The sequence below is a fragment of the Streptomyces sp. JLBG701 genome, from assembly GCF_058544905.1.
Map to the genome: position 1 here is coordinate 877,530 of NZ_CM178588.1, position 20,580 is coordinate 898,109.

The 20,580-nt window shown below is 71.6% G+C and carries 13 protein-coding genes and 2 pseudogenes; 8 read left to right on the forward strand and 7 right to left on the reverse strand.

The genetic code is table 11. The features are described from left to right. The first annotated feature begins 122 nt into the window (after nucleotides 1–122). Entirely contained in the window at nucleotides 123–845 is a 723-nt protein-coding gene (locus AC5DRG_RS03990; RefSeq protein WP_491808087.1) for a CBS domain-containing protein, read from the forward strand. Between the two features lie 388 nt (nucleotides 846–1,233). On the opposite strand, the gene pflA is transcribed toward AC5DRG_RS03990, so the two are convergent. The 3 genes from pflA to AC5DRG_RS04005 all read right to left on the reverse strand — a co-directional run bounded on the left by pflA (nucleotide 1,234) and on the right by AC5DRG_RS04005 (nucleotide 5,576). After that, a complete protein-coding gene (gene pflA / locus AC5DRG_RS03995) occupies nucleotides 1,234–1,980 on the reverse strand; it encodes a pyruvate formate-lyase-activating protein (protein ID WP_491808089.1) in 747 nt (248 codons plus the stop codon). Further along, the gene (gene pflB, locus AC5DRG_RS04000; protein ID WP_491808090.1) at nucleotides 1,977–4,235 is read right to left on the reverse strand and encodes a formate C-acetyltransferase; all 2,259 of its coding nucleotides are present in this window, start codon (nucleotides 4,233–4,235) and stop codon (nucleotides 1,977–1,979) included. The genes pflA and pflB overlap by 4 nt, the downstream gene beginning before the upstream one ends. A gap of 348 nt (nucleotides 4,236–4,583) precedes the next feature. Further along, nucleotides 4,584–5,576 (reverse strand): Acg family FMN-binding oxidoreductase, encoded by a 993-nt coding sequence (locus AC5DRG_RS04005; protein ID WP_491808091.1) that lies wholly within the window; start codon nucleotides 5,574–5,576, stop codon nucleotides 4,584–4,586. A 600-nt stretch (nucleotides 5,577–6,176) separates the two neighbouring features. On the opposite strand from AC5DRG_RS04005, the pseudogene AC5DRG_RS04010 reads away from it, so the two are divergent. Together AC5DRG_RS04010 and AC5DRG_RS04015 are read left to right on the forward strand one after the other, a co-directional pair. Continuing rightward, a pseudogene (locus AC5DRG_RS04010) lies at nucleotides 6,177–6,353 on the forward strand (pyridoxamine 5'-phosphate oxidase family protein); the annotation flags it as partial. Nucleotides 6,354–6,625: 272 nt separating this feature from the next. Continuing rightward, entirely contained in the window at nucleotides 6,626–8,368 is a 1,743-nt protein-coding gene (locus AC5DRG_RS04015) for a GAF domain-containing sensor histidine kinase (RefSeq protein ID WP_491808092.1), read from the forward strand. Between the two features lie 151 nt (nucleotides 8,369–8,519). Here AC5DRG_RS04015 and AC5DRG_RS04020 read toward each other — a convergent pair whose 3' ends face one another. After that, nucleotides 8,520–9,371 carry a universal stress protein gene (locus AC5DRG_RS04020; protein WP_491808094.1) on the reverse strand — a complete coding sequence of 284 codons (852 nt, stop codon included), beginning with the start codon at nucleotides 9,369–9,371 and terminating at the stop codon, nucleotides 8,520–8,522. A gap of 308 nt (nucleotides 9,372–9,679) precedes the next feature. On the opposite strand from AC5DRG_RS04020, the gene AC5DRG_RS04025 reads away from it, so the two are divergent. From AC5DRG_RS04025 to AC5DRG_RS04045, 5 genes and pseudogenes are all read left to right on the forward strand, one after another. Beyond that, nucleotides 9,680–10,570: a universal stress protein gene (locus AC5DRG_RS04025; protein WP_491808095.1), complete on the forward strand. Its 891-nt coding sequence runs from the start codon at nucleotides 9,680–9,682 to the stop codon at nucleotides 10,568–10,570. A gap of 85 nt (nucleotides 10,571–10,655) precedes the next feature. Further along, nucleotides 10,656–12,931: pseudogene (locus AC5DRG_RS04030) on the forward strand (heavy metal translocating P-type ATPase). 147 nt (nucleotides 12,932–13,078) lie between these two features. Next, nucleotides 13,079–14,056, forward strand: a complete 978-nt coding sequence (locus AC5DRG_RS04035) for an ABC transporter ATP-binding protein (protein WP_491808096.1) — start codon at nucleotides 13,079–13,081, stop codon at nucleotides 14,054–14,056. Between the two features lie 6 nt (nucleotides 14,057–14,062). Further along, nucleotides 14,063–15,229 carry an ABC transporter permease gene (locus AC5DRG_RS04040; protein WP_491808097.1) on the forward strand — a complete coding sequence of 389 codons (1,167 nt, stop codon included), beginning with the start codon at nucleotides 14,063–14,065 and terminating at the stop codon, nucleotides 15,227–15,229. Next, entirely contained in the window at nucleotides 15,226–16,401 is a 1,176-nt protein-coding gene (locus AC5DRG_RS04045; protein ID WP_491808098.1) for an ABC transporter permease, read from the forward strand. Before AC5DRG_RS04040 ends, AC5DRG_RS04045 begins: the two co-directional genes overlap by 4 nt. A gap of 54 nt (nucleotides 16,402–16,455) precedes the next feature. Here AC5DRG_RS04045 and AC5DRG_RS04050 read toward each other — a convergent pair whose 3' ends face one another. The 3 genes from AC5DRG_RS04050 to AC5DRG_RS04060 are packed head-to-tail and all read right to left on the reverse strand — an operon-like array spanning nucleotide 16,456 to nucleotide 20,517. Further along, nucleotides 16,456–18,825, reverse strand: coding sequence for a glycoside hydrolase family 65 protein (locus AC5DRG_RS04050; protein WP_491808099.1), 2,370 nt, complete (start codon nucleotides 18,823–18,825; stop codon nucleotides 16,456–16,458). Then, a complete protein-coding gene (locus AC5DRG_RS04055; RefSeq protein WP_491808100.1) occupies nucleotides 18,822–19,598 on the reverse strand; it encodes an HAD family hydrolase in 777 nt (258 codons plus the stop codon). The genes AC5DRG_RS04050 and AC5DRG_RS04055 overlap by 4 nt, the downstream gene beginning before the upstream one ends. A gap of 43 nt (nucleotides 19,599–19,641) precedes the next feature. Further along, on the reverse strand, nucleotides 19,642–20,517 hold the full coding sequence (locus tag AC5DRG_RS04060; RefSeq protein ID WP_491808101.1) for a universal stress protein: 876 nt from the start codon (nucleotides 20,515–20,517) through the stop codon (nucleotides 19,642–19,644). Nucleotides 20,518–20,580: the final 63 nt, after the last annotated feature.

Genomic DNA, 20,580 nt, shown 5'->3' on the forward strand with positions numbered 1-20,580 from the left:
CTGAGGCCCGTGCGTACCGGCCCCGATGCCTCGTCCCGCAGGCCGCCGTGCTCCGCAGGACTCCCAGCAGCACTCCGTCGCACTCCGCTTGTGGACTGCGGACGAGGAAGGAAGTGAGCGTGATGACCCGCATCGTCGGCGAGGTGATGACCCGCGAGGTCGTCGAAGCCCGCCGGGAGACACCGTTCAAGGACGTGGCTCGACTGCTGGACGAACACCGGATCAGCGGGCTGCCCGTGGTGGACCACGACGACAAGGTCCTGGGGGTCGTCTCGGAGACCGATCTGATCCGCTCCCAGGCAGCCCGCTCCGCCGACGACCGGACACGCCGGTTCCGGATGCCCGCACTGCGCCGTAGGGCCCGTCGCGCGGCCGCCGTCGCCCACGCCACCACCGCCGAGGACCTGATGTCCACGCCCGCGATCACCGTTCACCCGGAACAGCGGGTCGCGGACGCCGCGCGCGTCATGGAGCGCCACGGCGTCGAACGCCTCCCGGTCGTGGACGAGGAGGACCGCCTGATCGGCATCGCCACCCGGCGCGACCTGCTGCGTGTCTTCCTGCGCACGGACGAGGAGATCCGCGGGGAGATCCTCGACGACGTGCTGACCCGCGCCATGTCTCTGCCTCCCCACACCGTGATCGTCTCGGTGCGGGACGGCATGGTCACCTTGGAAGGGCGACTGGAACACCGCAGCGACATCCCGCCGGTGATCCGGTCGGCGTACCGGGTGGACGGAGTGGTCGGCGTGGTGAACAGCCTGACGTTCCGCATCGATGACACCCGCCCGCCCGAGCAGCACCCGTCACGCAGGATCGAGCACCACTGGCTGCCCGAGCGCTGACCTTCGGGCAACACGGAGACGGCTGTCACGGATGGGCCCCCGGCCCGTCCGGGCTGGGGCCGGTCAGGCCCTCGCAGGGACCAACGGGACCTCCTTGACGGATCCCGGCGCGAGGAACGCTGCTGGTGGGAGCGGTACCGATCCCCCGCAGTGCCGCTCCCACCCCGCACCACCGACCATGCGGCTTCAGCTCCCTCCCACGGACGCACGCTCCCATGACCCGCCACGACGACCGCACCCGGACAGCAGCCGCCGCCGACGCACCGTCGGACACCGCCATCGCCGTTGACCGGTTGGTGACGCACGCCAGTCGTGACCACCGTGCTGGTGGCGGCGTTCCCGCCGGAGTGCTCGGGCGACGTCTCCCCGCGCGCCGCCGCCCGCTCTGTCACACGGCCCGCAGGCCGTGCGCCCGGAACTGCTCGCGCACCCGCTCGATGAGGTCCGGGTCCGGTACGGGAGTGTCACGCAGCGCGAAGGGGATGCCGAGGGAGTCGTACTTGTGGGCTCCGAGCTTGTGGAACGGCAGGACGTCCACGCGGTCGACGTTGGGCAGACCGGCGAGGAACGCGCCCAGGCCGTCGACGGAGGCCTCGTCATCGGTCCAGCCGGGCACCAGGACGTAGCGGATCCACACGGGGATCCCGAGTCGGTCCAGGCGGGTGGCGAAGTTGAGGGTGGGGGCGAGTTCGCCGCCGGTCAGCTCCCGATAGGTGGTGATGTCGAAGGACTTGATGTCCAGGAGGACCAGGTCGGTGTCGGCGAGGAGTCGGTCGGTGGCGCGGGCGCCGAGGAAGCCGGAGGTGTCCAGGGCGGTGTGCAGTCCGGCCTCCTTGCAGCGGCGCAGCACGGCGGCGGTGAAGGCGGGCTGGAGCAGCGGTTCCCCGCCGGTGATGGTGACCCCTCCCCCGGCGGTGGTGACGAAGGCCCGGTACGTGTCGATCTCCGCCATCGCCTCGCCGGCCGTGACCTCCCGACCGTCGCGCATGTGCCAGGTGTCGGGGTTGGCGCAGTACAGGCAGCGCAGCGGACAACCGCTGAGGAAGAGAACGAACCGCGTCCCGGGACCGTCCACGCCGGTGGACAGGTCCCAGGAGTGGATCCGGCCCGTCACCGGCGCGACCGTGGTGCTCACAGCGATCCGTGGAAGGTACGGCTGATCACGTCGAGCTGCTGCTCACGGGTCAGCCGGACGAAGTTGACGGCGTAACCGGACACCCGGATGGTCAGCTCCGGGTACTTGTCGGGGTGGTCCATGGCGTCCTCCAGCGTCGCCCGGTCCAGGACGTTGACGTTCATGTGGAAGCCGCCGGAGGCCATGTAGGCGTCGAGGATGCCGACCAGGTGGCCCGGCCGCTCCTCCGGGTGGTGCCCCAGCCCCTCGGGAGTGATCGTCGTGGTCAGCGAGATGCCGTCACGGGCCTGCTCGTAGGGCAGTTTCGCGACCGACAGCGCGCTGGCGGCGACCCCGTGCCGGTCACGGCCGTTCATCGGGTTGGCGCCGGGCGCGAAGGGCTCCCCGGCGCGCCGGCCGTCGGGGGTGTTGCCGGTGTGCTTGCCGTAGACGACGTTCGAAGTGATCGTCAGCACCGACTGGGTGTGTTCGGCGTCCCGGTAGGCGGGGTGGCGGCGGACCTTGGACATGAAGGACTTCACCAGGCCGGCCGCGATGGAATCGACACGGTCGTCGTTGTTGCCGAACGCCGGGAACTCGCCCTCGGTCTCGTAGTCCACAGCCAGGCCGGTGTCGTCCCGGACCACCTTCACCCGGGCGTACTTGACGGCCGAGAGGCTGTCCGCGGCCACCGACAGTCCGGCGATGCCGCAGGCCATGTAGCGGTACACCGGGTGGTTGTGCAGCGCCATCTCGATGCGCTCGTAGGCGTACTTGTCGTGCATGTAGTGGATGACGTTGAGGGTGTTCACATACGTCTGCGCCAGCCAGTCCAGCATCCGGTCGTACGCGGCCGACAGCTCCCCGTACTCCAGGTACTCGCCGGACAGGGCGCGAGCCTGGGGCGCGACCTGTTCACCGGTCATCTCGTCCCGGCCGCCGTTGACCGCATACAGCAGCGCCTTGGCCAGGTTCACCCGCGCCCCGAAGAACTGCATCTGCCGGCCCACCGTCATCGCCGACACACAGCACGCGATCGCGGTGTCATCGCCGGTCCGCGGCCGCAACAGGTCATCGGACTCGTACTGCACGGCGCTGGTGTCGATGGACACCCGGGCACAGAACTCCTTGAAGGCAGACGGCAGTCGAGGCGACCACAGCACGGTCAGGTTGGGCTCCGGGGCCGGGCCGAGGTTGTAGAGCGTCTGCAGGAACCGGAACGACGTGCGGGTGACCAGCGTGCGCCCGTCACCGCCGATACCGCCGATGGACTCCGTCACCCAGGTCGGATCACCGGAGAACAGCGCGTCGTACTCCGGGGTGCGCAGGAACCGCACGATCCGCAGCTTGATCACAAAGTCGTCGATGAGCTCCTGCGCCCGCCTCTCGTCGATGACACCCTCCGCCAGATCCCGCTGGAGATAGACATCCAGGAACGTGGAGGTGCGCCCCAGCGACATCGCGGCACCGTTCTGCTCCTTCACCGCCGCCAGGAAACCGAGGTAGAGCCACTGCACCGCCTCATGGGCGGTGGCGGCGGGCCGGCTGACATCGCAGCCATACGAGGCGGCCATCCGGCCCAGTTCACCCAACGCCCGTATCTGCTCGGCCAGTTCCTCACGGTCCCGGATGACATCCGGGCTCGAAAGCCGCCCATCCAGCACAGCACGCTCGGCCCGCTTGGCCTCCACCAGCCGGTCGGTACCGTACAGCGCGACCCGCCGGTAGTCCCCGATGATCCGGCCACGACCGTAGGCATCCGGCAGACCGGTAATGATCCCGGCCCTGCGCGCGGCCCGCATCTCAGGGGTGTACGCGTCGAAGACACCGTCGTTGTGGGTCTTGCGATACGTCCCGAAGACACGCGTGACGAAGGGATCCGCCTGGTAGCCGTACGCCTCCAGACTGTTCTCCACCATCCGCAGCCCGCCACCCGGCATGATCGCCCGCCGCAGCGGGGCATCGGTCTGCAAGCCCACGATCAACTCCCGGTCACGGTCGATGAAACCCGGCCGGTGCGAGGTAATGGTGGACGGGGTGCCCGGGTCGACATCAAAGACTCCCTTACGCCGCTCCTCGGGGAAGTGAACACTGACCTTGCCCCAGACCGCCAGGGTCCGCTCCGTCGGACCGACCAGGAACCCCGAATCCCCTTCATACGGCGTGTAGTTGGCCTGGATGAAGTCACGTACGTCGACACGGTCACGCCAGAGTGTCCCGGCGAAACCACGCCATGCCTCGGCCCCTCGGCTGCCAGCTGTCACCGTTGCGGTCATCGCCGGATGTCCCTTCACTACTCCACGCGTGCGCTTGTCGTTTCAGATGCTCGTCCACCCCACTGATCGCGGGCAGTGCCGGACAGGGCCCATGAACGGCGCCATCCGTCCCTCGGGCCATGGGGCCGTTCGGCCCAGCACCCCTGTCCTGGCCGCCTTGAGGCCGCCGGCGGCCGCGCGCCCTCGTCGTCGGCGAGCGCAGCGGGAGCACCGTCGGGGATCGTGGTCATACGGACGCGAGGTCTTGGCCGAGACGCCGTCACGGGTGTGCATCGCGGTCGGCGCAATCCTCGGCACCACCGCGCAGTTCCACGCTCGGCGACACCCCCGTCCCCGCCGGGTCTCCCGTCACACGATGTCGAGTACGTCGGCGACAGAGCGGCGGGGCGTGGCCGGGCCGCGGGGGCCGTAGCCGAGGCGCAGCACCATCTGCACCTGGCCAGTGCCGGCCACCGGGTCGCGGGCCAGTCGGCGCAGGTCGGCGCTTTCCAGCGGGTGGGAGGTCAGGGAGGTGGCCAGGTCGGCCAGGGTGGCCTCAAGCAGCACGCGTTCCAGCGCCTGGCCCGCGCGCAGCCAGTCGGCGGGTCCGTCGCCGGGGGTGCTCAACAGGGCAAGGTGGGGTGTGTGCTCGAAGCCGGTCGTACCGCGGTCGGCCACCGGCCGACGTCCCGCGAAGTCCCGCAAGGGGGCTTTGCCGTCCCGTTTGCGCGGCCCGAACGCGTACTCGGGAACGCCGTCGACTGCGATGTCCGCCTCTGGCCCGAGCCGGGTCCATCGTTCCAGGTCCGCCCTGGCTTCGGGGTCCTGGGCATCACGGCTCTCCGCGTCATGGGCCAGGTCGAGCACGGTCTCGGCATGCCAGGAGCCGGGGAAGAGCAGCACGGCGCCCTCTCGGGCCGCGGCCTCCCGAAGGGTGGCCTGTACGTCCGCGGGGATGTCCTTCTCCGCGAAGGGGTGGCGGCTGGTGTGCCGCTGCCGGATCGCGGGGTGCAACCGCGCCGGGTCATCGCCCTCCGCCGACCCGGCGGGGTCGGCCAGACGGACGGCAGCCAGCAGCAGCGGGTCCCCCGGCTCGGGCAACAGCCGGATCTGCGGGGCCAGGCCCGTGTGTGCGGCAGCGACACGCAGGTTGAACAACGCCGCCCCGCATCCGATGTGCAGCGCACGGTTGTCGGGGTCGGACCGGGGCATGGCCCGCTCGGGATCGCCACGCAGCATGATCAGACGCTCGTCGGCGACGAAGCGGAAACGCCACGGCTGCGCGTTGTGCATGGACGGGGCCGCAGTGGCCTCGGCGACCAGCGCGATCACCGTACTCTCGTCGAGCTTTCGCAGCGCCATCGCATTCTCCTCACGCCCCGAGCCCACCGCGGTGTGCAATCACCCGGGTACCCGGACGACGGAACGGATGCACGTTCCAGGACGGCTGAGTGGTGGTCGCTTCGGCCGGCTCCCGGTCGGCCCACAGCCGACGAGTCGATGGCCGGGTGGGCCACCCGCCCGGGCCCTATGTCCCGTAAACCCCGGACACATGTCAGAGCCCAACATGACGGCACCTGACATGCAAGGTCCCTATTGTCCCGTATCCGGGTCCGTTCGGCCCGTACGGCCTCGACGGCTTCCCCTTCTCCGGGCGACAGCGTCGCCAGCGCAACCGGGAAAGCGCCTCCAGCGATCCCCTCACCAGCGGCGGCACGAACCCGCCGAGGCCGCCCGCAGCCTCCGTACGCGCACCGCGCGCCGGGGTCCCCGGCCACTCTCCGCATGCGAGGACTCTGCCGATGTGAGTCGATCAGTCCTCACCGACTGGTCCGACGGTCCCCGGTTCCGGACCGTGTCGCGTACCGCGCAACAGGGCCGACCGGCCCTAACACGGCGTGTCGGTGAAGCGGAGGATGGACTGATGTTCCCCGACGACGGCTTTCGCGTACTCGACCGCCAGGTTGGAGCGTGGTGGTCACCGGCCGGGCCACGGTGGTGACCGATCCCGCCGAGCACGAGCGGCTGTCGCGCACCGGCCCGCGTTCCTGGATGCCCATGCGGGACGGCGTGTTCGTGCGGATCGAGTCGGAGATGGTCACCGGGCGCGAGCTCGGGGGACCCCGCGGCAGCAACTGACGCAGGACCGGCGACGGACAGGCGGCCTGGACCCCGCCCGAATGCCCGGCCACTGCGCTCCCCGACTGCCGGATCCACCTGCCCGCGAGGCTGCCCGACAGTCCGCACGCCACCGGGCCGACCGTGATGCCGCTGACCATGCTGCCCGCCCCGAGGCGACCTCAACGACCTGAGACGACATCCGCACCCGGGCCGGGCCGGGCCGGACGGCTGGGCCCGAGATCGTTCGGGCATCATGGAGAAGCACAGGGCAGCGAGGGAGGGCGACAGGGATGGACCGCGGCAGCCACGATCCGCAGGATCAGTCGGCCTCCGCTTCCTCGGCGCCTCCGTTGCGGCTGGACGTGCTGCTGGAGGAGTTGCAGGTGCAGGTGCAGCGCGTGCACGGCACGCAGAACCGGGTGCACACACTCCTGGACGCGGTGCTGACGATCGGCAGCGACCTTGACCTCAACGTGGTGCTGCAGCGGATCGTCGAGTCCGCGGTCCAGCTCGTCGACTGCCGCTACGGCGCCCTGGGGGTCCTCGGCGAAGAGGGCGGCATCAAGCAGTTCGTCACGGTCGGGGTGGACGACGAGATCATCGCGCGCATCGGTCACTACCCGCGCGGCGAGGGCATTCTCGGCCTGCTCATCCGCGAGCCCCGCGCGCTGCGGCTCGCGGATCTGGGCGAGCACCAAGCCTCCGTCGGCTTCCCGCCCGGGCATCCCCCGATGACCACGTTCCTCGGTACCCCGGTCCAGGTCCGCGACCGCGTCTTCGGCAACCTGTACCTGACGGAGAAAGCCGGCGGGAAGCAGTTCGACGCCGAGGACGAGGCGGTGCTGCGCACCCTCGGTGCGGCGGCCGGCGTGGCGATCGACAATGCCCGGCTCTACGACGACGCCCGCCGCCGCGAGCGCTGGCTGACGGCGAGCAGCGAGCTGACCCGCACCCTGCTGTCGGGCGCCGACCCCGCCGAGGCACTCAAGTCCTTCACGGCCACGGTCCGTGCGTTGGCCGACGCCGACCTGGTCACACTGGCCGTTCCGGTGGCCGGCACCGGGAATCTGGTGATCGAGGTCGCTGACGGGGACGGCGCCGACCGGGTACGGGGTCTGGCCCTGCAGGACAGCACCAGCCTGGCCGTCAAGGTGTTCGGCTCCGGCGAGACGATCGTCAGCGACTCCCTCAGCCAGGACCCACGCGCGGAATCCGGGAGCGCCGCCGTGCTGGACCTCGGCCCGGCGTTCCTGATCCCCCTGGGCACCCACGAGCATGTTCATGGTGTCCTCCAGGTCGCGAACCGGCAGGGCGGCCCGGCCTTCCCCGACGCCACCGTCGGCATGATCGTCGGGTTCGCCGACCATGCCGCGCTCGCCCTGGAGATCGCCGAGCACCGCCGCGACGCCGAACAGCTGCTCGTCCTCAACGACCGCGACCGCATCGCCCGCGACCTGCACGACCTCGCCATCCAGCGCCTGTTCGCCAGCGGACTCAGCCTGCAGTCCGTCCTCAACCGCCTGACCGACCGCCCCGACGTCGCCGAGCGCGTCCAGCGGGTGGTGGACGACCTCGACGACACGATCAAGGTCGTACGGTCGACCATCTACGCCCTGCGTGAGCACGACCGCTTCGACACCGCCGGCCTGCGCGCCCGGCTCGTGGCCGAGGTGAGCCAGGCGGCACAGACTCTCGGCTTCACTCCCTCCCTGCGGATGAGTGGTCTGCTGGACACCGACGTATCGGACGACCACGCCGACCATCTCCTCGCGGTGCTCCGCGAGGCCCTGTCCAACGCCGCCCGGCACGCCCACGCCACCGCCGTGGAGGTCACGGCCGAGGCCGCCGACGGCGCCCTTCGGCTGCGCGTGGCCGACAACGGCCGCGGTGTCGACCCCTCCGCCACCCGCCGCAGCGGCCTGGCCAACATCCGCACCCGCGCCGAGGAACTCGGCGGCACCTTCGCCCTGACCCCCCATCAGCACACCGGCACCATCCTGGAATGGACGGTGCCGCTGGATGCCGACAGTTGACGCCGGGCCCTCCCTGCGCCGCTCCCCACGGCCATGCCGGCTCCCGTGGCCTACTGACGGTCACGTGTAGATGATCTGGCCGCCCGCCGCGCGCTCGTAGAACTCGCCGACGGTGATGATGCCCTGGACCTGCTCGACGAGGTCGTCCTTGTCACTCCTTCCCCGTGCCGATCACGGCGACGGGGCAGTACGCCTCACGGAGGACCGCTTCGGCCGATCCGGTACGGGCCGCCCGAGCGAGGCCCCGTTTCCGCGCGCCGACCACGACGAGCTGCGCCTCGGCGCTCGCATGGACCAGGGCACTGCCGATACGGCTTCCGGCCGGCCGGTGGTGTACGCGGACGTCCGGATACGTCTTCTGCAGAACGGCCAACGTCTCGGCGGGTACGCGCTGCCCGTCAGTACGCGGCCGGTTCCCGTCGTAGGACGCATGGTGGGATCCCTTGTGGGGCCACCGGGTCCAAACGTTCCGCGTCTGCAGTACCACCAGGTCCACACCGCGCAGCGAGGCCTCGTGGAAGGCGAACGCGAGGGAATCCCGGACCGTCGCCGACCCGTCGATCCCCACCACCACCGAACCTGTCGGGTCCGGCCTGCCCCGCACCACGAGGACCGGGCAGGAGGCGACCGGACACCCGGCGCCCGAACCTCGTAACCGACCGACGAGTCCCGTCGGTCCGCGCTTGCCGACCACGGTGAGCGACGCGGTGCTCGACTCGATCCCCAGCACCGTCTCCGGCTCACCGACGAGGACCTCGCTCGTGACCTCCACACCCGGCGCGACGCCATGAGCCCTGCGCTCGGCTTCGGCCAGCGCGCCCTTCACGGACGCGCCCAGCCCGGCACCGTCCGGGTCCCATGGCGGCACGTGGTCGGACGACCAGCCGATGGCGTGTGCCAGCAGCAGTCCCGCCCCGCGCCGCTCCGCCTCCCGCGCCGCCACCTCCACAATGGTCAGGCTCGACGACGTGCCGTCCACACCCACGACAACCGGACTGCTCATCGATCTTCTCCCCTCCCGTTACGGTCCCGAGGCCGGGATCCGGACTCCACACGGGACGGAGTGACGGCAGCCTCGCGCGGCCGGGCACTCTAGCCGGGCGGCAACGGCCGGACGGCCTTCGGCTCGCTTGTTCGGGACCCAGCCTCTTCCCGGTGGCCGCACATCACACAGGGCCGGACGGTCCCCAGGAGCGAACCGTCCGGCCCTCGCTCCGACGGCCGTCCGGCGACGACCCTGGAAGTGACGGAGTTGGGACCCCCGCGCGACGCCGGGACCCGTGCCCGTCGCTCCGGCATCGGAGGTGCACCATGGCCAGGCCTGTGGTCGTCGGTCTCGACGGCTCCCCCGAAGGCATGACGGCCGCGTGGTGGGCCGCCCGCGAAGCCGTGGACAGGCAGCTGCCCCTCCATCTGCTGCACTCCTGGACCGCCCAGCCGCTCAGCGTGCCCATCGCCCAGGAAGCCCACAGCAAGCGGCTGTACGGGTGGGAGGTGCTGCAGCGGGCCGAGGCCGAGCTTCTCCACCGTCACCCCGATCTGGCCCTGACCACGGAACTCGTGTCCGCCCCCGCGGCGCAGGCCCTCGTGGAGCGTGCCCAGAACGCGAGCATGCTCGTGCTCGGCTCCCGCGGACACGGCACCGTCGCGAGCTTCCTGCTCGGCTCCATCAGCCTGCACGTCCTGGGGCGTGCCCAGTGCCCGACCGTCACCGTCCGGGCCGGCGACCCCACCGTCGGGGCGGGCTGGGGACACCCGTCGGCGGTGGACCGCGACAAGGTCGTGGTCGGCGTGAAGACGCCGGGGGAGGCCACCGATCCTCTGCTGGAGTTCGCGTTCACCACTGCCGACCTGCGCGGCATCGGCGTGCGCGCGGTACGGGCCCTCCCCGTCTCCACCCTGGTGCCCCAGCCGCACACGATCGCCGGGTACGCCCACAGCCGCTACGAGGCGGAGGAACGCATACGACTGTCGGCCGCGCTCGCGCCGTGGCGTGAGAAGTTCCCCGAAGTCGCGGTCGTGGAACAGGTCACGACCGGTTCGGCCGCGCAGATAGTGCCGGCCGCTGCGGCCACGCACGGCCGACTCGTTGTCGTGGGACGGCGGCGGCATCCGTCCCGCCACACCTGGAAGCTCGGCCCCGTCGCGCACGCGGCACTCCACCACGCGCCGTGCCCCGTCGCCGTCGTCCCGCACGACTGAGGCCCGGCAGGGTATCCGAGCGAGGGCTGCCATAGACCTCGCCACTCCACGAAAGCCACGGCGCCGCCTCTTCGCGGCGCTCTTCCTGCCGCCCAGACTCGAACCTGCTCTCCTGGCCGTCACGGCCGCGGCCCTGACGGCCGGTGGCGTCTTCAGGCTCGTCGGTGCTCCCGGCCTTGCCGACCTGTGCTGGGGTCTGGGCACCGTCGTGGCCGTCGCACCCGCCGTGGGCTGGGTGCTGGCGGCGTTGCGGCGCGGTCACGCGGGTGTGGACCTGATCGCCGTTCTGGCACTCGGCGGCACCCTGGCCGTAGGCGAATACCTGGCCGGCGCCCTGATCGCGCTGATGCTCGCCACCGGCCGCACCCTGGAGGCCGCGGCTCAGCGGCGTGCCTCCCGTGACCTTCGCGCACTTCTGGAACACGCGCCCCGCTCGGCGCGACGCCGCACCGGCACCGAGGTGCGCACGGTGCCACTCGCCGAGGTCGCTGTCGGCGATCTGCTCGTCGTGGGCTCCGGCGAGGTCGTCCCCGTCGACGGACGTGTGGCCGGTGCCACGGCCGTTCTCGACGAATCGGTGCTCACCGGGGAGCCCCTGACCGTGGAAACGCGCGCCGGGCCAGACCGTGCGCAGCGGAGTGGTCAACGCGGGTGGCTTCTTCGAACTGCACGCCTCGGCGACCGAACAGGACAGCAGCTACGCCGAGATCGTCCGGCTGGCCCAGCAGGCCGGAGCGGAATCCGCCCCCGTCGTCCGCCTGGCCGACCGCTACGCGGCCTGGTTCCTGCCGCTGTCCCTGGCGGCGGCCGGGCTGGCCTGGCTGGTCAGCGGCTCCGCCGTGCGGGCGGTGGCGGTCCTGGTGGTCGCCACGCCGTGCCCGCTGCTGCTCGCGGCACCCGTGGCGATCGTCTCCGGACTCTCGCGGCCTCCCGCTTCGGTGTGGTGATCCGCAACGGCGGTGCCCTGGAGAGCCTCGGCCGGGCCCGGACCCTGTTCCTCGACAAGACCGGCACCCTCACCCGTGGCCGCCCACGTGTCCTCGACGTGACGGCAGCCCCCGGCTGGACACCGGCCGACGTCCTGCGGCTGGCCGCCTCGCTCGACCAGTTCTCGCCGCATGTCCTGGCCCAGTCTGTCGTCGACGCGGCGCGCGGACGTGGGCTCGGCCTGTCCGTGCCCGAGGAGGTGTCCGAGGAGTCCGGCAGGGGGGCGACCGGCACCGTCGAAGGGCGCCGGATGACCATCGGACGCCTCGACACCCGTGCCGGAAGGCCGGCCCGGGTGCGCTCGGTGGACAACGCGCGCTCCTGGACGGGGCGGCCGTCGCCTGGCTCACCGTCGACGGCCGCCCCGTCGACGCCGTCCTGCTGCGCGACCCGCTGCGCCACGACGCACCCCGGACGCTGCGCCGCCTGCGCGCGGCGGGCATCGACCGGCTCGTCATGCTCACCGGCGACCGCCCCGCCCCCGCCCGCGAGATCGCCGCCGTCCTGGGCCTGGACGACGTGCGCGCCGAGCTCACCCCGGCCGACAAGGTCGAGGTTGTACGCGCCGAACGCGCCCAGGCGGTCACCGTGATGGTGGGCGACGGCGTCAACGACGCCCCCGCGCTCGCCGCCGCGGACGTCGGTGTGGCGATGGGTGCGCGCGGCTCCACCGCCTCCTCCGAGGCCGCCGACATCGTCCTGACCACCGACCGGGTGGATCGCCTGGCCGACGCCGTCGGTATCGCCGTACGCTCGCGGCGCATCGCCGTACAGAGCGCGCTCGGCGGCATGCTGATGTCGCTCGCCGCGGTGGCCGCGGCCGCCTTCGGTCTGCTCCCGCCGGCCGCCGGCGCCCTGCTCCAGGAGGCAATCGACGCGGCGGTCATCCTCAACGCCCTGCGCGCGCTGCGCGACGACCGGGCGGCGCAGCCGGTGCTGCAGCCCGCCACGGAAGCCCTCATCCATCGCTTCGCGGCCGAACACGACGACCTGCAGGACGTCCTCGAAGCCGTCCGTGGTGCCGCCGACCGCCTCTCGGAACCCGGCCCGGAAGCCCTCGCGGCGGTGGCCGAGGCACATCGGCTGCTCACCGAGCGGCTGCTGCCGCACGAGTACGCCGAGGAGCACCAGCTCTACCCGGCGCTCGCGCCCACCCTCGGCGGACCCGAGGCGACCGCCACCATGAGCCGCGCCCATGCCGAGATCGACCGGCTCTCCCGACGCATCGCCACCCACCTCACGCTCGTCGACAGTGACGGGGTTCCGGCACCGGAGCAGCTCGACGACCTGCGTGCCTGTCTCTACGGGCTGCACACCGTCCTGCGTCTGCACTTCACGCAGGAGGAGGAGAACTACTTCTCCCTCGCACCGTGAACCGTCGTCGAGCCGTCGTACATGTCAGGCCGGAAGGCGGACCGGGCCGGGTGGCCCTCTCCTCGGCCCGTCCGGTCCCTGTGCCGGACCGGGCGCCGGTACGAGCCTCGAAGCGGAGACCCTCGCGACGACCGACGAGGTGATGTCATGAACGACCCCGCGGGACACCCGGACGCCGGGCGGGCCGTGCTCGACTGCGCACATCTCGTCCGCCGGTTCGGCGACCGTACCGCCGTCGACGACGTGAGTCTGAGCATCGCGCCGGGCGAGACGTACGGCCTGCTCGGGCCGAACGGCGCGGGCAAGACCACCACGATCAGGATGGCGTGCGGCCTGTTGCGACCCGACGCCGGGACCGTGCGCGTGGCGGGACTGCCGGTGACCACGGCTGCCGGGTCGGCCAAACAACTCATCGGTTTCGTGCCGCAGGACGTGGCGCTCTACCCGGACCTCAGCGTTCGCGAGAACCTCCGCTTCTTCGGACGGTTGTACCGGCTGTCGCGCCGTCGTCTGGAGCGCCGGGTGGACGAGGTACTGGACCTCATCGACCTGCGCGGCAGGGCGGGCGACCGCGTCGACTCGCTGTCCGGCGGCATGCGCCGGCGCCTCAACATCGGGGCGGGACTGGTGCACGCGCCGACCCTGCTGGTGCTCGACGAGCCGACGGTCGGCGTCGACCCGCAGAGCCGGCACGCGATCCTGGAGAGCGTCACCCGGTTCGGCGAGGAGGGCATGGCCGTCCTCTACACCACCCACTACATGGAGGAGGCCGAGCGGCTGTGCGACCGCGTCGGCATCATCGACCGGGGCCGACTCGTCGCCGAGGGCAGCCCCCGGGAGCTGGTGGCGCTGGTGGCCGAGCGGGACCGGGTGCTGCTGACGGCCGGCGGCGACCTGACGGCGTACGCGGACGCCTGTCGCCGGCTCACGCGCGTCGAGGGTGCGGCCCGCACCGGTGAACGGGGCGACGTGGTCGAGGTGGTGGTCAAGGACGCCCGCAGTCTGCTGCCGGACCTGCTCGACCTGGCCCACGAGCAGGACGTCGACGTCCGGAGCGTCGAGATCCACGAACCCGACCTGGAGGCGGTCTTCCTCCATCTGACCGGCACCGCCCTGAGGGAGTGAGGCGCCGTGCGTGTCGTACTCGCCATCGCGGCCAAGGACCTGCGGCAGCGCCTGCGCGACCGGTCGGCCTGGGTGATCGTGTTCCTCGCGCCGGTGCTGATCTCCGGCCTGATGGCGCTGGCGTTCACTGACAACACCGAGCTGCGCGCCGACATCGGGATCGTGGACCTGGACCGGGGCACGGCCGCCGCCGGTCTCGTCCAGGTGCTGAAGAGCCCGCAGCTCGAAGAGACGGTTCATGTGCGGTCGTACGACGACGAGGCCGCGGCCCGGCAAGCGGTGAACGCCGGGAGCGCCCATGCCGCGATCGTCGTGCCGAAGGGGTTCACCGCGGCCCTGCGCGGCGGCGACCCGTCACCGGTGACGGTCCTGGACAGCGTCGACTACGGACTGGCGGCGCAGCTGGCGCGCGCGGTCACCGAGTCGTACGTCGCCCAGGTCAACGCCGACCGTCTGTCCGTCGCCACCGCCGTGATCGCGGGCGCCCCGCAGCGGGACATCCCCGAACTCGCCGCCAAGGCAGCCCTGTTGCGGCTGCCGGAACAGGTCCAGCCGCAGGGGCTCGCCGACGACCCGCTGAAGGCCATCAGCTACTTCGGGCCGAGCATGGGCATGTTCTTCGTGTTGTTCACCGTCGGGTTCGGGGCCCGCGGCTACTTCATCGAGCAGCAACAGGGCACCCTCGACCGGATCGCGGCGGCTCCGGTCGGGCGGGGCGCGATGCTGCTCGGCAAGTCGCTGTCCACGTTCGTCTACAGCCTGGCCGGGCTCGCCACGGTCACGGTCACTTCCTGGCTCGCCTTCGGTGCCCGCTGGGCGGACCCGGTCGGCGTCGCCGTGCTCAGCGTGGGCATGGCGGTGGCGGTGGTGTGCCTGACCGCGCTGGTCATCTCGCTCGCCCGGACGGAGCGGCAGGCCGAGGGGCTCGCGTCGATCGTGGTGTTCGCGCTCGCCCTGTTGGGCGGCAACTTCGTGTTCGCGTCCGGCACCGATCTGATGCGCCGTCTGACCCTGTTCACGCCCAACGGATGGGCGCTGCGCGGGTTCACCGACCTGGCCACCGGCATGCGCGGCTGGGAGGCGGTCGGCGCGCCGCTGCTCGGTATCGCCGCCTTCTCCGCGGCCGTGGCGGCGGTGACGGTTCTGCTTCTGCGGCTGAGGAGGACGACATGACCGCGCTCGCCGTGACCCGGGCCACCGTCGCACGGGTCTTCCGCGACCGTACGGCACTGTTCTTCATGGTGCTGCTGCCGGTCGCCATCATCGTCGTCATCGGTGTGACGGTCAGCGGCTTCGACCAGTTCCGGATCGGTCTCGTCCCGGCCGCGCAATCGGGCCCCGTGGCGCAGGAGTTGACGGCGGATCTGGAGGAGGCGCCCGGTCTGCGCAGCCGTACGTACGACACCGTGGCGGACGCCCGCACCGCCCTGCGCCGGGCGGAACTGGACGCGGTGGTCCTGGTGCCGTCGGGGCTCGACGAGGCGATGCGGGACGGCCGCTCTGTCACGGTGCGGGTCCTGGTTGAGCCCTCGGGCAGCGCCGGCCACTCGGCCGTGTCCTCGGTGTCGGCCGTCGTCGCCGAGCATGCGGCACGCCTGCAGGCCGCCCGCTTCTCGGCCGACGAGACCGGCGGGGACTTCGACGAGAGCCTCGCCTTGGCGCACCGCGCCGAACAAGCCACCTCCCCCATCGTCGTACGCGCGGAGACGGTGAATGGAGAGAGCGACTATCTCCCGCTGGGTTACAGCTACAGCACCCCCACCATGCTGGTGCTGTTCGTGTTCATCAACGCCCTGGCCGGCGGCGCGGCCATCGTGCAGACCCGCAGGATGGGCGTGTACGCCCGCGCGCTCGCGGCACCCGTCTCCGCCCGCACCCTGGTGCTGGGCGAGACCGTCGCCTATCTCGTGCTGGCCCTGTTGCAGTCGCTGCTGATCGTCGGCATCGGCGCGCTCGCCTTCGACGTCGCCTGGGGTGATCCGCTCGCCGCCGGGGTCCTCGTGACCGTGTGGGCGCTGGTCGGCACGGGCGCCGGGGTCCTGGCCGGGGCGTTGTTCCGCACGCCGGAACAAGTGCACGCCGTGGGCCCGACGCTGGGCATCTCGCTCGGCATGCTCGGCGGCTGCATGTGGCCCCTGGCCCTCGTGCCCGACTGGCTGCGCCAGGCAGGACATGCGGTCCCGCACGCCTGGGCCGTCGACGCCTGGACCACCCTGCTGTCCCGGGACGGCGACCTGAGCGCGATCCTGCGCGACCTCGTCGTCCTCACGGTCTTCGCGACGGTGCTCATCACGTGCGCGTCCCTGGCTCTGCGTCGTCGTCTCACCACGTCACCAGGGATGTGACGACGCATCACATGCGAGGTATGACGCACGGTGTCCGTCGTACCCGCGTGACCGTCACTCCGGAAGCACGAGCCTGCATGTCTCCCCCGGCTGCACGGACACCGCGCGATCCGGCAGCCGCACGTCGATCGGGGACCGGTCGGAGGTGGGTACGGCGATCTCCAACTGGGCGCGCTCCAGGCGCAGTCGTACGCCCCAGTGGCCCTGGTAGCGCAGCGCGAAGCCGTAGGAGGACAGCTCCGGAAGCGGCACGGGGTCGAGCCACAGAGCACCTTGGCGGGTCTCCAGGCCGGTGAGTCCGCGCTGGACGAGGTCGAGGGTGCCTGCCATCGCGCCCAGGTGGATGCCCTCGCCGGTGGTGCCACCCTGCACATCGGCGATGTCGCCCTGGAGGGCTTCCTGGCAGAACTTCCACGCCTCCGCTCGCCGCGCCCGGGCCAGCACCCAGCCGTGGACCAGTCCGCTGAGGGTGGAGCCGTGGCTGGTGCGCGCCAGGTAGTAGTCGACCGTACGGTGCCACGTTTCCTCGTCCAGCCGATAGCCCAACCGGCCGAACAGGCCTTGGAGTTCGGCCGGCGAGAAGAGGTAGCCGAGCATCAGGACGTCGGCCTGTTTGGAGGCCTGGTAGCGGTTGACCGTGTCACCCTCCGCCTCCAGGATCCGGTCCAGGCGCCGGATGTCGCCGTACCGGCTGCGGTAAGCCTCCCAGTCGAGCTCGGCGAGATCGCCGTAGCCCTCGAACTGGCTGATGACGCCCTCGTGGAAGGGCACGAGCAGGGTCCGGGAGACGTCCTCCCACTGCTCCAGTTCGCCGCCGTCGAGCCCGGTGCGCTCGACGAGTTCGCGCCGGCGGGGCTCGGGCAGGGCGTCCAGCAGCTCCAGCGTGCGGGACAGCACCCAGGAGGCTGTGACGTTGGTGTACGCGTTGTCGTCGAGGCCGGGCTGCTCGGCACCGGGATAAGACTCGTGGTACTCGTCGGGGCCGACGACCCCGCGAAGGCGATGCCGCCCCAGGCCCTCGTCGTAGACGGCCGAGTCCGCCCAGAATCGGGCGATCTGCAGCAACATCTCGGCACCCTTGGTGTGCAGGAACTCGGCGTCCCCGCTCGCCTCGCAGTACTGCCACACGTTGTACGCGATCGCGGAACCGACGTGCCACTGGAGGTGTGAGTGGTCCGGGAGCCAGCGCCCCGACCGCGGGTTGAGGTGGAGCTGCTGGGTCTCCTCGCGTCCGTCGCTGCCGCTCTGCCAGGGGTACAACGCCCCTCTGCGACCGATGGTGCGGGCAGCGGAGCAGGCCCTCTCCAAACGCCGGTGGCGATAGCGCAGGAGAGCCCGGGACACCTCGGGGAAGTGCAGATTGAGGTAGGGCAGGACGAACAGCTCGTCCCAGAACACGTGCCCTCGATAAGCCTCACCGTGCAGGCCCCTGGCCGGGACGCCGACGTCGAGGTCGGCGGTGTGCGGGGAGAGGGTCTGCAGGACGTGGAAGAGGTGCAGGCGCAGGATGTCTCCCGCCTCGCCGGGCACCTCCAGCGCGGCCCGTCGCCACAGTTGGTCCCAGGCCGTGAGATGCGAGTCCAGCAGCTCGTCGAAACCGGGGGCACGGCCCACCCGGTCGATCGCGGCGGCCAGGGGGTCGCTGATCGCCGGGTCACGGGAGGTGTGCAGCGCGACGGTCTTGTCGACGGTCGCGGTGCGGCCGGAGGTCAGGTGCAGGCGCACCGACTGGGTGGCGCGCAGGGCTTCGTGACGGTCCGACACCGGCGCGTCGGCGGTGAGCCGGGCGGCCATGCCGACGCGGATGTCGGAGGCGCGGGTACGGCAGCGCAGCCACACGGTGTCCGGCGCGGCGTCTCCGGTGTGCACGTGGGTCAGATGGCGGCCGTCCAGGTCCCGGTACCGTGCCACGCCGGCATTGGTGACCCCGCCGTCGAGGGCCGCCTCCACCTCCAGCTCGCCGTCGAAACCCTCGGACGTGAACTCGGTGCGCAGCGCTGCGAGATGAGGGTCGGCCATGTGCACGATGCGCTGCTGGCGCACCGCCAGCACACGGCCCTGCCCAAGACCGTACCGCGTCCGGCGCTCCAGCATCCCCGAGGACAGGTGCAGGGTCAGCCGGTGGTCCAGCACCGGCGCCGTGTCCGGCGTCAGCCACGGCTGCCCGGGGAGCCGGAAGCGCAGCGGCAGCCAGTTCGGCACGTTGACCATGTCCTCGTTCTCCACCCGGCGTCCCGCCACCTCGGAGGTCAGACGGTTGTAGCAGCCGGCGGCGTACGTGCCCGGGTAGTGCACGTCGTCCGCCGCGCTCTCGGGCAGCGCCCCGCGGGTGGCGAAGTAGCCGTTGCCCAGCGTGCACAGCGACTCCCTGAGCCGCTCCTGCTCGGCTGCGTAGCCTTCGTACTCCCAGGTCGAGGAGGTCACGCCGGTGCTCCTTGGGTGAGCAGTTCGTCGAGATCCCGTACGACGATGTCGGCGCCGTGATCCAGCAGTCGCTCCCGGGTCTTTGGACCGGCCGCGCGATCCACGCCGACGACCAGGAGGAAACCGCCTCGGCGGCCTGCCTCCACGCCCGCCAGGGCATCCTCCACGACGGCGGTTCGGCCTGCGGGGACGCCGAGGCGGCGCGCCGCCTCCAGGAACAGGTCGGGCGCGGGTTTGCCCGGCAGGCCCAGTCGGGCCGCCTCGCCGCCGTCCACCAGGGCGTCGAAGAGGTCGAGCACGCCGGCCCTGGTCAGGAGTTCTCCGGCGTGGCGGGAGGCTGAGGCCGCTGCCACCGGGAGCCCGGCCCGGCGCAGGGCGTGCAGGAGGCGCACCGTGCCCGGATAGGCGTCGATGCCGTGCTCGCGCAGCCGCTCGGTGAACAGCCGCTCCTTGTCCGCGGCCACGGCGAGGACCCGCCCGGCGGACGGCTCGGCTCCGCGCGAGGCGAGGAAGGCCGCGGCGCCGTCGACGCGGGACTTGCCGTCGACGTACCGCAGATAGTCGTCACGGACGTCGAACGGTCGGCGCTGTGACGGGTCAGCCGGCGGATGGTCGCGCAGGAAGGCGTCGAAGGCGGTCTTCCACGCGGCGGCGTGCACCCGCGCCGAGTCGGTGATGACTCCGTCGGTGTCGAACACGACGGCCTCGGCGTCCCGCAGCTCGGATGCGAGCACGCTGCGGGACGCCGGGGAACGGCCGGCCCGGGAGTTCATGGATCAGCTCCTCGGTGAACAGGTCGGGGGATGGCGTGGCTGGTCAGGTCCGGTGGGGCACGACCGCAACCGGGCACTCCGTGTGGTGCAGCAGGGTGTGCGCCACACGGCCCAGTTGAAGGCCGTAGTGACCGTGCCGGCGCTGGGCCCCGATGATCAGCAGGTCCGCGGCGCCGGAACGGTTCAGGAGTACCTTGCGAGCCGGTCCTTCAACCGTGCTGCGGCGTACCTGGACACCCGGATGGTCCGCCACGGCGTCGCCGAGCAGTTCGTCGAGCTGGGCGGACGCCTGATCCTCGTGCTGATGCGCCGGGTCCCCGGCCAGCAGCGGATGGTCGGCGGTCTCGTGCGCGGGGCAGCGCCAGGCGCGTACGACGTCGAGGACGCACTGGCGTGCCTCGGCCTCGCGGAACGCGAACCGCACCGCCTCACCACTCGTGGCCGGCTCGCCGGCGCCCAGCAGGATCCGTTCGTGGGTGCCGGCCAGGCCGGCCTTGTCACCCCGGACCACGATCACCGGGCAGTGCGCACGGGCCGCCACGGCCAGGCCGACCGAGCCGAGCAACAGGCCCTTCAGCTCGCCGCGTCCGCGTGAACCCGTCACCAGAGCCGAGGCGTTGTTGCCTGCGAGCAGGAGGGCGGACGCCGCGTCCTCGGAGACGATCTCGGTGGAGACCTTCACCTCCGGGTTGCGCCGTCGGGCGCGCTCCGCCGCAGTTCCGACGATGTTCTCCGCCATGACCTGCTCCGACGGGCGCTCCAAGCTGCCGGACAGCAGCACACCTTCGTAGCGTTCCCACAAAGAGGCGTACACCAGCCGCAGCGGCACGCCGCGCCGGGCAGCCTCGTCCACCGCCCAGTCGACCGCCACCAGGCTCGGTTCCGATCCGTCGACGCCCACGGCCAAGGGAAGTTCCACGATCGCCACCGCCTTCCGTCGGACTGCTGCGGATCCCGCAGCAGAGGGGTCCACGCTCAGCGT

Excerpts from the sequence above, each read along its gene's own strand:
- AC5DRG_RS04005 (WP_491808091.1), bottom strand. The coding sequence starts at position 5,576 with ATGGCGCTGCGAAAGCTCGACGAGAGTACGGTGATCGCGCTGGTCGCC.
- AC5DRG_RS04020 (WP_491808094.1), bottom strand. The coding sequence starts at position 9,371 with ATGAGCAGTCCGGTTGTCGTGGGTGTGGACGGCACGTCGTCGAGCCTG.
- AC5DRG_RS03990 (WP_491808087.1), top strand. The coding sequence starts at position 123 with ATGACCCGCATCGTCGGCGAGGTGATGACCCGCGAGGTCGTCGAAGCC.
- AC5DRG_RS04015 (WP_491808092.1), top strand. The coding sequence starts at position 6,626 with ATGGACCGCGGCAGCCACGATCCGCAGGATCAGTCGGCCTCCGCTTCC.
- pflB (WP_491808090.1), bottom strand. The coding sequence starts at position 4,235 with ATGACCGCAACGGTGACAGCTGGCAGCCGAGGGGCCGAGGCATGGCGT.
- AC5DRG_RS04055 (WP_491808100.1), bottom strand. The coding sequence starts at position 19,598 with ATGAACTCCCGGGCCGGCCGTTCCCCGGCGTCCCGCAGCGTGCTCGCA.
- AC5DRG_RS04035 (WP_491808096.1), top strand. The coding sequence starts at position 13,079 with ATGAACGACCCCGCGGGACACCCGGACGCCGGGCGGGCCGTGCTCGAC.
- AC5DRG_RS04025 (WP_491808095.1), top strand. The coding sequence starts at position 9,680 with ATGGCCAGGCCTGTGGTCGTCGGTCTCGACGGCTCCCCCGAAGGCATG.
- AC5DRG_RS04045 (WP_491808098.1), top strand. The coding sequence starts at position 15,226 with ATGACCGCGCTCGCCGTGACCCGGGCCACCGTCGCACGGGTCTTCCGC.